At 44.0% G+C, this 12,875-nt stretch carries 8 protein-coding genes; all 8 read left to right on the top strand.

Translation table 11 applies throughout. The annotated features are described in order from the left end of the window. Positions 1-10: 10 nt before the first annotated feature. Positions 11-943, top strand: coding sequence for a DUF2797 domain-containing protein (locus ACFOEK_RS02555; RefSeq protein WP_386715721.1), 933 nt, complete (start codon positions 11-13; stop codon positions 941-943). Between the two features lie 98 nt (positions 944-1,041). Next, positions 1,042-3,681 (top strand): aminopeptidase N, encoded by a 2,640-nt coding sequence (pepN, locus tag ACFOEK_RS02550; RefSeq protein ID WP_386715718.1) that lies wholly within the window; start codon positions 1,042-1,044, stop codon positions 3,679-3,681. A 240-nt stretch (positions 3,682-3,921) separates the two neighbouring features. Continuing rightward, a complete protein-coding gene (locus tag ACFOEK_RS02545; protein WP_386715715.1) occupies positions 3,922-5,304 on the top strand; it encodes a DUF1329 domain-containing protein in 1,383 nt (460 codons plus the stop codon). A gap of 84 nt (positions 5,305-5,388) precedes the next feature. Next, positions 5,389-6,552 carry a WD40/YVTN/BNR-like repeat-containing protein gene (locus ACFOEK_RS02540; protein ID WP_386715712.1) on the top strand — a complete coding sequence of 388 codons (1,164 nt, stop codon included), beginning with the start codon at positions 5,389-5,391 and terminating at the stop codon, positions 6,550-6,552. A 26-nt stretch (positions 6,553-6,578) separates the two neighbouring features. Then, positions 6,579-8,981 carry an efflux RND transporter permease subunit gene (locus tag ACFOEK_RS02535; RefSeq protein ID WP_386715709.1) on the top strand — a complete coding sequence of 801 codons (2,403 nt, stop codon included), beginning with the start codon at positions 6,579-6,581 and terminating at the stop codon, positions 8,979-8,981. Positions 8,982-9,307: 326 nt separating this feature from the next. Next, on the top strand, positions 9,308-10,615 hold the full coding sequence (locus ACFOEK_RS02530; protein WP_386715706.1) for a sensor histidine kinase: 1,308 nt from the start codon (positions 9,308-9,310) through the stop codon (positions 10,613-10,615). Further along, complete coding sequence (locus ACFOEK_RS02525; RefSeq protein ID WP_386715703.1) at positions 10,615-12,105, top strand: sigma-54-dependent transcriptional regulator; 1,491 nt, start codon at positions 10,615-10,617, stop codon at positions 12,103-12,105. Before ACFOEK_RS02530 ends, ACFOEK_RS02525 begins: the two co-directional genes overlap by 1 nt. Positions 12,106-12,406: 301 nt before the next feature. Further along, positions 12,407-12,781: a flagellar hook-basal body complex protein FliE gene (gene fliE / locus ACFOEK_RS02520; protein WP_386715700.1), complete on the top strand. Its 375-nt coding sequence runs from the start codon at positions 12,407-12,409 to the stop codon at positions 12,779-12,781. Positions 12,782-12,875 lie beyond the last annotated feature (94 nt).

Genomic DNA, 12,875 nt, shown 5'->3' with positions numbered 1-12,875 from the left:
GAGTTTTATTATGCAAAGTGATTTGTTTGATGGTTCGTCTGATGAACCTCAAAAAATAGAGCCAATGGCTGAGCAAGCATTGGACGTTGGTAAGGGTTCGCAAGAGATAGTTCCTGGAGTGGTCTATTCTGGCCATTTGAATAAAATGCGCGTGCGCTTATTGTCACCTGTTCAGTATCGATTAGGTGATGACTTGATGATGAATGACCTGATTGGTCGGTCATTGAAGTTGACGTATAAGCAGCATATCAAGTGTATTGGTTGTGGTGCAGATACCAATAAGAGCTTTAGTCAGGGCTATTGTTATAAATGCTTTACCACCAAAGCCGCTTGCGATGCGTGTATTATGTCTCCGGAAAAGTGTCATTTTGACCAGAATACGTGCCGTGAACCGGGTTGGGGTGAGCAGTATTGCAATCAATCTCATTACGTCTATCTGGCAAACTCGTCCGGCATCAAAGTCGGGATTACTCGTGGTACACAAGTGCCAACGCGTTGGATTGATCAAGGCGCTTCTCAGGCTATTCCTATTATTCGCACCATGAATCGCCATTTGTCCGGTTTAGTTGAAGTGATTATGAAGCAGCACGTCACTGACAAAACCAACTGGCGAACCATGTTGAAAGGTGTTCCAGAATCTTTGGATATGCTTGAAGTAAGGGATCGCCTGCTAGAAGAAAGTAAGAGTGAATTAGAAGAAATTACCAATCGATACGGCATTAATTCAATTCAACCTCTGTTGCACTCAGAATCTATCGAGATTGATTATCCGGTCTTGGAATATCCTGCTAAAGTTAATTCCTTTAATTTTGATAAAGAGCCTGACGTTTCTGGGAAACTGATGGGCATTAAAGGGCAATACCTGATTTTTGATTCCGGCGTCATTAATTTACGGCGTTTCACTGGTTATGAAATAGATATTGAGTTGCTAGAGAATTTTTGAAAAAGCCCGCTCTGTCTCAGTTAAAACAAAATACAAAACTACAATAATAAATGCTGGAAGGTGGGGAATAGAACCTTCCGGCCGCTCGGAGAACATTCATGTCGCAGGCACCAGCCCAAGCCATTTATTTAAAAGATTATTTGCCCCCGGCATTTACTACCAAGGAAACCTTCTTAGATTTTGAACTGTTAGCCGACCATACTTTGGTTCGTTCACGTTTGAAAGTGGTTAGAAATCCCAAGCGTCAAGATGCTTCAAACGAATTCAAACTGGATGGTAACGAACTAGAGTTGCTTGAAGTTAAAGTTGATGGTCAGGCGTTGTCTGAGGCTGATTATGAATTAACGGCCACTTCACTGACTTTGAACCTGGATAAGGATGCCTTCGAGTTTGAATGTACAACTCGAATTTATCCTGATCGCAATACCGCATTGGAAGGCCTGTATATTTCCGGCGGCATGTATTGCACTCAATGTGAAGCCGAAGGCTTTCGTCGCATAACTTTCTTCCAGGATCGTCCTGATGTGTTGTCTGTGTTTACGACACGAATTACGGCGGATCTAGAAAAATATCCTACTGCGCTATCAAACGGCAATCAGGTGTCTCGTATCGAACAAGACGGAAAGGTGGTTGCTGAATGGCATGACCCTTTCCCAAAACCTTCCTACCTGTTTGCTCTCGTCGCAGGTGATTTGATTTGTCAGCAAGATCGTTTTACCACTCAATCTGGCCGAGAAGTTTTGCTTCAGATTTTTGTCGAGCAGGGCAATGAACATAAGTGCGATCATGCGCTTGAGTCTTTGAAACGTTCGATGAGATGGGATGAAGAGGTTTATGGTCGAGAGTATGATCTTGATCTTTTCATGATTGTCGCGGTTGATCACTTCAATATGGGCGCAATGGAGAATAAGGGATTAAATATCTTTAACTCCTCTTGTGTCTTGGCGACACCTGAAACGGCGACCGATGAAGCCTTTGCTCGAATAGAAGGGATCGTTGGGCATGAGTACTTCCATAACTGGTCTGGTAATCGTGTGACCTGTCGAGATTGGTTCCAGCTGAGCCTCAAAGAAGGTTTTACCGTATTCCGTGATGCAGAGTTTTCATCGGACATGGGCAGTCGCGCAGTGAAGCGTCTGGAAGATGTCAGCTTCCTTAGAGAACATCAATTTCCTGAAGATGCTGGTCCTATGTCCCATGCGGTTCGTCCTGCTTCGTATATGGAAATTTCCAACTTCTATACAGTGACCATTTATGAAAAAGGCTCGGAAGTGGTTCGAATGTTACGAACTATTCTGGGCGCGGAGCTTTTTCGTAAAGGTTCGGATCTTTATTTTGAAACCTTTGATGGTCAGGCTGCTACGACGGATGACTTTGTGTGGGCGATGGAGCAGGTAAGTGGTCGCGATCTTGCCCAGTTCAAACGTTGGTACAGTCAGGCAGGTACGCCTCGTTTAGACATCTCGAGAACGTTTGATGTTGATTCTGGTGTGCTGTCATTAAAAGCGGTGCAATCCACGCCTACAACCGCCGATGGTTCAGCTAAAGAGCCTTTTGTCATCCCTGTTGAGTTAGGGGTACTAGGCGACAACGGCCAACAGCTTGAATTGACAGCGGATGATGATCGTTTTGATCTTCAACGAGGCGTTTGGTTGATAGATGCGTCAGAACAGACGCTTGAGCTGAAATTAGCAAATCAAACCGATACAACACCGGTTGTGTCTTTGCTTAGAGATTTCTCAGCGCCAGTGCTGCTGTCTGATGATTTGTCAGACCAAGAAAGAATACAGTTAATCGCATCCGACTCTAATGGTTTTAACCGTTGGGAACAGTGCCAGATAATCTACAAGAAACTAATTATTCAACATGTAAATGGTGGCTTTGATTCATCATTGCTAGACGGCTTAAAAACGTCTTTGATTCAGTTGCTTAATGATTCGGACGTTGAGCATGCTGTGAAAGCAGAGTTGTTAAACCTACCTTCTGAATCTGAATTTCTACAGCTTGTTCCAAGCATTAATATTTTATCTGTGGCTCAGGCTCGAAAAGGGTTGCGAGTATGGATGGCTGAAGCTCTTAAAGCTCAATTGGAGCAGTTGTTTGTTGATTTAAATCAAGAGCAACAATACCGGTTTGAGCCAAAGCAGGTCGGGATTCGTAAGCTTAAGAATTTAGCCTTGGAATATCTGATGTTGGCTGATTTGTCTTCATTCCAACCTATCGCTTTAAAACAATTCGAAACGGCGACCAATATGACAGATCAGTTGTCGGCGTTTCGTTTCATTGTGAAACATGCCGATGAAGCTTCTGCTGAACGAGTATCCGATGCTTTTCTTAACCAGTGGCGTGACGATGTTCAGGTGCTCGAACAATGGTTCCGAGTTCAAGTCAGCCGTTCTGATAGTAAAACACTCTCCAGAGTCAGTGCGTTGTTAAGCCATGAGTTGTTTGAATACCAGAATCCAAATAAGGTGAGGGCGGTTATTGGAGCGTTTGCAATGGCGAACGTCGAAAGCTTCCACTCGGCGGATGGCAGTGGTTATGAGTTCTTGGCGAAGCAAGTTGCTAAGCTGGACCAGATGAATCCACAAATAGCCGCTCGTTTGATAAGCCCTTTGGTGAAGTGGAAAAGTTATGATCAAGCTCGTGGTCTTCAAATGAAAGTCCAGTTAGAAGGGTTATCAAAACTTGAATTATCAAAAGACTTGTACGAAGTCGTCAGTAAAAGTCTCAGTTAGTCTTATGATTTTTATTGATTTAAATATCAGTAGCTCTGAGGAAGATAAGGATTCGGGTGATTTTTGTTGCCCTTTGTAACAAAGGGTTAACTTGCTTTGTTCATTCCTATATTTTCGTTCGCGTGAGCTCGATATTGTGGAGAGTTTTTTGTATTGTTGATTCTCTAAGGCCAGGAGGGCTCTGAGATAGGTAAGTTTCTGCCAAAAGAAATCTAATAAAAATGGTCAGGTAAAGTTTGTATGTCGACGCTACGTAAAACACTAATTGCCCTAACGGGCTTGGCTTTGATAGCACCTATGGCGCAAGCCAAGGTTTCAGCATCAGAAGCCGCAAGATTGAAAACCGATTTAACTCCGTTTGGAGCGATAAGAGCAGGAAATGCCGATGGCAGTATTCCTGAATGGGCGGGAGGGTTAACTACACCTCCACCTGATTATGAAGGACCAGGTGATCATCATCCGAATCCTTTTCCGGATGACGAAGTACTGTTTACGGTTACTTCAAAAAATATGAATAAATATTCTGACCTTTTAACGGATGGTCAGAAAGCCCTATTTGCAGCGTATCCTGAAACATACAGAGTACCTGTTTATAAGACTCGAAGAACACAGGCCGCACCTGAATGGGTATACGAAAATACCATGAAGAATGCGACCAAAGCGGTGCTGGCAAACAAAGGTAATGGGGTGAAAAAGGCGTACGGTGGTATTCCTTTCCCATTGGCTGCGCAAACCTCGAAAGATGGTTTGGAGATGTATTGGAACCACGTAATGAGATGGCGTGGTATCTATATTGTACGTCGTGCGTCAGAAGCGGCAGTACAACGAAATGGCGATTATAACTTGGTAACTTCTCATCAAGAGGCGTATTTCAACTACTATAATCCTGAAGGTTCTGAGAAGAAGCTGGATAATATCCTGTTTTATTATCTATCGTTTGTAAAAGCGCCGCCACGTTTGGCTGGTGGTGCGGTATTGGTTCACGAAACTGTGGATCAGATGAAAAAGCCACGTAAAGCGTGGGGCTATAATGCCGGTCAGCGTCGTGTACGCCGAGCTCCAACTCTGGCTTACGATACGCCAATTGCAGCAATGGACGGTTTAAGAACCGCGGATGACACTGACATGATCAACGGTTCACCTGATCGTTTTGATTGGAAGTACGTTGGCACTGAAGAGAAGTTGATTCCATACAATAACTATATGTTGAGCGACCCTAGTACTAAGTACTCGGACTTGCTGTGGGCTGGACACGTTAACCCTAAATACACGCGCTTCGAGAAGCACCGTGTGCATGTGATTGAAGGGACGTTGAAAAAAGGCAATCGTCATATTTATACAAAACGTAGATTGTACATTGACGAGGACAGCTGGAGTGTTGCGACCATTGATCAGTACGATGGCCGTGGAGAACTGTGGCGCGTCTCTATGGCGTACTTGAAGAACTATTATGAAATGCCTGTGACTTGGACGGCTTTGGACGTTTACCATGACCTTCAAGCTCGCAGATATGCGGTACAGAATTTGGATTCGGAAGAATCCTCAACAATTGACTTTAGTCAGCCGATACCTAAGAAACGTTATTTCAAACCTTCTTCTCTAAGAAGGCGAGGAACTCGTTAGGTCTATAGCCTGATGTAAGTCATTTAGATGCAAGAGTAGCGACTTAGGCTACTCTTGTTGTAACTGAGTTCATGAAACTGTTGTATGAGTCCATATATGGTCAAAACTGTGAAAACCCGGGCTTTGAAATCCTTGCTTCTACCCCTAGTGGCAGCGAGCGGTCTCAGCCTTAGTCAGCAAGCCTTATCTTTCTCTGATGTTCTGGATACACCTGCGGTCAAGTCCTCAAAAGCGGTCGAATCATTGCTGTTGGATATTGATCGTCTGAACGGTGGGCGTCTGGTCGCCTCAGGCGAAAGAGGGCACATACTTTATTCTGACGATAACGGTAAAAGCTGGGTTCAATCAGATGTACCTGTCATTGTAAATATTATTGCCGCTGACTTTGTTAGTGATACCACTGGTTGGGCTGTTGGCCATGACGGAGTGGTATTGAAAACGACGGATGGCGGTGAGTCTTGGATTCGTCAATTCGATGGTTTCAAAGCGAATGAGCAAACGCTGATTCAGCGACAGAAGTTCGTTGAGGCGTTGGAAGCTCAATTAGAAGAAGCTTCTGATGATGAGATTGAAGATCTTGAGTTTGCTTTAGAGGAAGCTCAATTCTCATTAGAAGATGCACAGTTTGACCTTGAAGGCGGCTCTACTAAGCCTTTCTTGGATGTTTGGTTTAAAGATGAGAACACAGGAATCATCGTTGGTGCTTATGGCCAAATGTTCCAAACAACCGATGGCGGTGCAACCTGGAATAACATTGCAAGTCGATTAGATAATCCAGATCGTTTTCACTTGAACGCAATTGTAGATGTGCAGCCAGGCTCTCTAGTTGTTGTTGGGGAAGCTGGACTGATCATGCGTTCAACCGACGAAGGCGCGACCTGGGAAACCCTTGAGTCTCCATACGACGGCTCATTTTTTGGTGCAGTATCAACAAGACAACTCAATGGTCTCTTGGTTTATGGTTTGAGAGGACATGTCTTCCGATCTTCTGATCTAGGAGATTCCTGGGAGGAGATTGAAGTAAATACAGAGCAAACTTTGAATTCAGGCCGAGCTTTCAAGGATGGAACCATCATGCTTGTAGGTAATAATGGTGTGGTATTAAAGAGCTATGACTCTGGACGAAACTTCACAACCACGGTTCGAGAAGATCGAAGTTCACTGGTTGGAATTGAAGAGTCGAAGGATGGCGGCATTGTGCTTGTAGGCCAAGATGGCTTGTATCTGGCGTTGCCGAACGCTGAATAATAACTAAGAAATAGGGTTGAAAGTAGATGTCGACAAAGCATCGTAATGATACTGATAACTATATCCTGTCACCGGAAACTGAGCCATTTTTAGAGAAGTTGTTCTTTAACAACCGCTTACTTTTCTTGTTAATCTTTTTAGGTTTGACGGTTTTCCTAACATACAGTGCGCTTAATATTAAGCCTGATGCGCGTTTAGAAAAACTGATTCCTCTTAAACACCCATACATCATGAATATGATGGAAAACCGGGATAGCCTAGAGAATCTAGGTAATAGCATTCGTATCTCGGTTGAAAATCCAAATGGCTCCATTATTGATGCAGAGTACATGGAAACACTTCGTCAAATTACTGACGAGCTGTTCTATATCCCAGGTGTTGACCGTTCGGGTATGAAATCCATTTGGACGCCAAATGTTCGTTGGGTTGAAGTGACAGAGGAAGGCTTCCAGGGCGGACCGGTTATTCCACCGACCTACGATGGATCTCAGGAAAGTTTGGAACAACTGCGTCAGAATATTCTTCGTTCTGGTACGGTAGGTAGCCTTGTTGCAAACAACTTTGAGTCAGCAATTATTCAAGCGCCTTTGTTTGAGAAAAACCCGGAAACGGGTGAGCAGCTGAATTATCAAGAGTTTTCTCAAAAACTTGAAGAGAAGATCCGTCAGAAGTTTGAAGGCCAAAACGTAAAAATTCACATCGTTGGATTTGCTAAGAAGATTGGCGATCTAATGGATGGTATTAAAGACATTGGCTTCTTCGCACTGATTGCTATTGCGATTACCTTTGTTTTGTTGGTTCTTTATGCTCGTTGCTTTAAGGGCGCGATCATTCCAGTAATTTGTTCCATTATCGCTGTATTCTGGCAGTTGGGTATTCTTAACCTGCTTGGATTCGGATTAGATCCGTATTCTGTTCTGGTACCTTTCCTAGTATTTGCAATCGGTATTTCTCATGGGGTACAGATTATCAATGCGATTGCCATTGAATCTGCCGATGGGAAAGACAAGCTTGGTGCTGCTCGTCACGCGTTCCGTGATCTGTATGTGCCTGGCATGTTGGCTCTGATGAGTGATGGTATTGGTTTCTTAACGTTACTATTGATTCAAATTGACGTGATTCAAGAGCTGGCTATCACCGCGAGTATCGGTGTGGCTGTAATTATTTTCACAAACTTGGTTCTTCTGCCAATTTTGATGTCTTATGTTGGTATTTCGAAGACGGGTGTGAATTATCTACAGCGTAGTGCCAATTCTGAGCCAAAAATTGCAAAAGCGTTATCCTATTTTGCGCACCCAACGGTTGCTCCTATTTCTATTTTAATAGGTATCGCGTTGGCCGGTTTCGGTTTCTACTATGGTCAGGATTTGAAAATCGGTGATTTAGACAAAGGTGCACCTGAGCTTCATCCAGATTCTCGTTATAACTTAGATAATGCCTTTATTACGGATAACTATTCGACCAGTGCCGACGTAATGGTCATTATGGTTAAAACGCCGACCGAGCAGTGTTCTGCTTATCAAACCATGGACGCGATTGATCGTTTCCAATGGAAGATGGAAAACGTAGACGGTGTTCAGGGGACTGCATCACTTGTAACGGTTTCTAAGATTGTTACTACAGGCATGAACGAAGGTAACTTGAAGTGGCGCTCACTTTCTCGTAACCAACAAATTCTTAACTCTTCTATTCAACGTGCGCCTTCTGGCTTGTTGAATGCTGATTGTAGTTTGGCGCCTGTGATTCTGTTCTTGGCTGACCATAAAGCTGAAACCCTTGAGCGAGTGACGGCGGCAGCGGAAGAGTTCTCGGTAAGCTACAACATCGAAGGCGAGCTTGAGTTTCTACTGGCCGCAGGTTCAGCAGGTATTGATGCTGCAACGAACCAAGTGATCGAAGCGGCTCAAGATCGTATGTTGGTGTTTGTATACGCGGTAGTATCTATTCTGTGTTTCATCACTTTCCGTTCTATTCGTGCGGTACTGTGTATCATCACACCACTGGGGATTACCTCGGTATTGTGTGAGGCTCTGATGGTCTATAAAGGTATTGGTGTCAAGGTTGAAACACTGCCAGTAATTGCACTGGGTGTAGGTATTGGTGTGGACTACGGTATTTATATTTATACCCGTTTGGAAACTTACATTCGTGATGGTTTGGGTCTACAAGCTGCTTACCTTGAAACATTGAAAACAACAGGTAAGGCGGTTGCCTTTACTGGTGTTACTTTGGCAATCGGTGTTGTGACCTGGGTTTGGTCTTCTATTAAATTCCAGAGCAACATGGGCTTCTTGCTGACCTTTATGTTCTTGTGGAACATGGTTGGAGCCTTGTGGTTGTTGCCAGCGCTTGCGCGCTTCTTGATTCGTCCTGATCAAATCATGGCGAAGGAACGTTTACGCCAACAGCGTCAAATCGCAGATGACTGATAGTTAGTATTCGTTTACAAAGTAAAAGAGCCCTGCAAAGATGCGGGGCTTTTTTATGTCTGAATAATTTTCAATTGGATTGAAATTAAAAAGAAACGGTAAGGTGGATCTGATGCTTGTGTTCTGGAGCGATATAATTTTGACTCGATAAATTAGATTTCTATGCTTTATTATCGTCAATTATCCGCCAAATAGCATTGTTGTTTTTGTAACCTGTTGAATATAAAAGAAAACATATGTTGGCATGTCGATTGCTTTTACTAGGTAAGATCCAAAGAAAGTGCCAGAGAACTGGTTAACTTAGGTAATGATCGGACGTAGTAAATATGACAGTGATTGATTCGCAAAGGAATTTAGATCTGCAGGGTGGAATGCTCGCAGATAGCTCAAAGTTATTGAAAGCACTCAGTCCTGAGAGTTTCGCTAATATGAGTCTGGAGGATGCTTCAGCGCCTACTGAATTAGCGGGATTACATCGGACGTTTGAGTTGTTTGGTCAGATGTCTCAGCAGCTGAGTCAGTCATATTTGATGCTTGAGGGGAGAGTACAGCATTTATCTTCCCAGCTTGAAAAGCAAACGGCCGAACGATTAAAAGAGCTGGCTGAAAAAGAGCAGCTTGCCGAGCGCCTTACCAGTTTGTTGGATTTATTGCCTGGTGGTGTCGTTGTTATTAACGAAGGTGGTCTGATCGAGCAGTGTAATCCAGCAGCTCAAGAGCTTCTTAATGCGTTTTCCGGAGCGCTTGTTGGCAGCCGTTGGGTTGATGTTATTCGTAGTTGTTTCCGCCCTAGACAAGATGATGGTCACGAAGTGTCTACTGTTTGTGGTAGCCGATTGAGTATTTCGACACGATCTATGGAGAATCAGCCAGGTCAGATCGTATTACTGACAGATCAAACAGAAACACGTCGCCTGCAAGAAGAAGTTTCCCGTAATGAACGATTAAGCGCCATGGGTAAGATGGTCGCTTCTTTGGCTCATCAAATTCGTACGCCTTTGTCGGCGGCAATGTTATTTGGTGGGCATCTGAAATCTTCTGAGTTAGATGAAGTTAAGCGCGTCGATATCGCTCAGAGATTAATGTCTCGTCTGTCTCATCTTGAACAACAAGTTCGAGACATGCTGATTTTTGCGAAAGGGGACTTAAAAACTGCGGAGCTGGTTGAAGTTCGCGAGTTTTGTCTGTCCCTTCAGGATGCAATTACGGCTCATGATTGGCCGGATACGGTTTGTGTCGAACTTAGAAATCAGTGTCCGGAAGAGCTCTTCTATTGCAATTCAGAAGCCTTAGTCGGTGCCGTGCTAAATCTTGTTGAGAACGCGGCACAAGCAACCAGTAATGAAATTTCTGTCCAAATTTCTTTGAAGCAATCAAGAGATAAAGCTTGGTTCATCTGTGCGGTTAAAGACGATGGCCCAGGAATGGATAAGAAAACACTTTCAAAAGTAATGGAGCCTTTCTACACCACAAAATCGCAAGGTACTGGCTTAGGCTTAGCTGTGGTTAAAGCTGTTGTGTCCGCGCATGGTGGTGAGTTTACTCTGTCCTCTGAAGAGGGGGATGGTACGAAGGCGGAATTAAGGATTCCATTAGCAAATTTAACTTCAGCAGAGATTGAAGGAGTCGAATAATGGCAAAGCAAAAAATTTTAGTGGTTGAAGATGATCGTGATTTAAGAGAAGCGCTTTGCTTGACGTTAGATGTGGCAGGCTATCCATACGAAGAGGCTTCTTCGGGCGAAATGGCGCTGGACATTCTGAAAGACACTCCTGTTGATATGGTGATCAGTGATGTCAATATGCCGGGTATCGATGGGCATGAGCTGCTGACGCGAGTCAAACTCAACCATCCGGGGCTTCCATTTGCTCTTATGACAGCGTATGGCGATATTGAGCGCGCTATCAGTGCAGTGCGCTCAGGTGCAGCGGATTACCTTGTTAAACCGTTTGAATCTGAGACTCTGCTGGAGCTTGTTAAGTCGACCTTGGGGAATCAATCTGCGGTTTCAGGTAGAAATCAACCCGTTGCAGAGGAGCAGAGTTCGCAAGATCTATTGAGCTTGGCGAAGCGTGTTGCGGAATCTGAATCTACGGTGTTGATTTCTGGTGAGAGCGGTACAGGTAAAGAAGTGCTTGCACGTTACATCCACGATAACTCTCCGCGTGCAAATGAGCCGTTTATTGCGATTAACTGCGCTGCCATTCCTGAAAACATGCTTGAGGCTATTCTGTTTGGTCATGAGAAAGGCGCTTACACTGGCGCGGTAAATGGTGCACCAGGTAAATTTGAGCAGGCCAACGGGGGAACGATTCTTCTGGATGAAATCTCTGAGATGGAGATAGGCCTGCAGGCAAAACTGTTGCGCGTGCTTCAGGAGCGAGAAGTAGAGCGTTTAGGTGGTCGCAAGACAATTAAACTGGACGTTCGAGTGATTGCGACAACCAACCGTGATTTGCGTGAATATGTTCAAGAAGGGAAGTTCCGTGAAGATTTGTACTATCGTCTAAGCGTGTTCCCACTTCAATGGAAAGCATTACGAGATCGCCCGAAAGACATTGTGCCATTAGCGAAACGTTTGTTGAAAAAGCACGGTAAGAAAATGGGCAAAGGCGCATTGAAAATTGATTCCAGTGCCATTCATATGCTGACTCAATATAACTGGCCTGGAAATGTTCGTGAATTGGATAATGCCGTTCAGCGAGCCTTGGTATTACAACAAGGAAATGTTGTGACTGCAGAGGATTTTCGCCTGGAAATGTCCCCGCCTGCAATTACCAATAATGTTCAGCCTATCGGTGTGGCACCGGTGAATCGAGCGGTTTCAGAAGAGTCTTTCATGGTTGATCATTCCATAGGCAATCCGGAAAAACATGGTATACTGGATAATAGTTCTGTCGGTGTTTCTTCTGGTCATGCATTTGACTCAACGCCAGAAGCCTCTTTAGGGGATGACCTTAAACAGCGTGAGTTTCAGGTGATTTTAAATACCCTGAAATCGGTAAATGGCAGTCGTAAACAGACCTCTGAAATTTTGGGAATTAGCCCAAGGACGTTGCGCTATAAGTTAGCGAAAATGCGTGAAAGTGGTCTTGATGTTGATGAATTGTTGGCTGCTTCCTAAGTAGGAAACAGCCTCAATACGAGGTCGGCAAACCTCGTTTTTAGATCCATGTGGCGTGGATCGAATTCTCCGTTTAAGCCCGGCCTTCTGGTCGGGCTTTTTTATTTCGAATTCCTATTTCTTATCGACGTTTCTTTCGAGTTCTTTACTATTTTTCTTTGCTGATTTTTCAAACTTGGCCTGCTTTGTGCTGAATTACCTGTAGAAGAGAAAAATCTAACGGGTTTTTGACGTTGTTATTGTCAGTATCACTGCTGATGAGTTTAACGACAATAAACCGCCAGAAGCCGAGGAGAAACTTATGGAAGTCAGATCAGATATATCTCAAGTGCTGTCGCAAATGCGTCAGATGAGAAGTCAGGTTCAAGAGCAATCGAAGCAAAGTGCGGAACTGGGCCAATTAGGTCAGTTAGGTGATGTACAGGCGCCAAGAGAAGTTCAGAAAGATGATGCGCCTGAGTTCTCTCAATTGCTCAAGATGGCAGTAGATCAAGTGAATGAGACGCAGATGCAGGCGTCGAGTTTGGCAACAGCCTATGAAAAGGGTGATCCGAGTGTCGATATTCCTGAAGTCATGATTGCAGCGCAAAAAGCCAGTGTGGCTTTTCAGGCTATGACACAAGTTCGAAATAAGCTCATTAATGCTTATGAAGAAATTATGAAGATGCCTATTTAACAGACTTAGGCAAATGGCCAGTTAACCGATTGGCAGTTGGAAATGGATAAAGAGGTTGTTGTTAGAGCTAATGCTTTGATAACAGAATCCTAAA

Source organism: Litoribrevibacter euphylliae (genome assembly GCF_042646085.1).
Lineage (GTDB): Bacteria > Pseudomonadota > Gammaproteobacteria > Pseudomonadales > Litoribrevibacteraceae > Litoribrevibacter > Litoribrevibacter euphylliae.
Note: the sequence above shows the minus strand (reverse complement) of the source record. Positions and strands in the feature narration are given on the sequence as shown.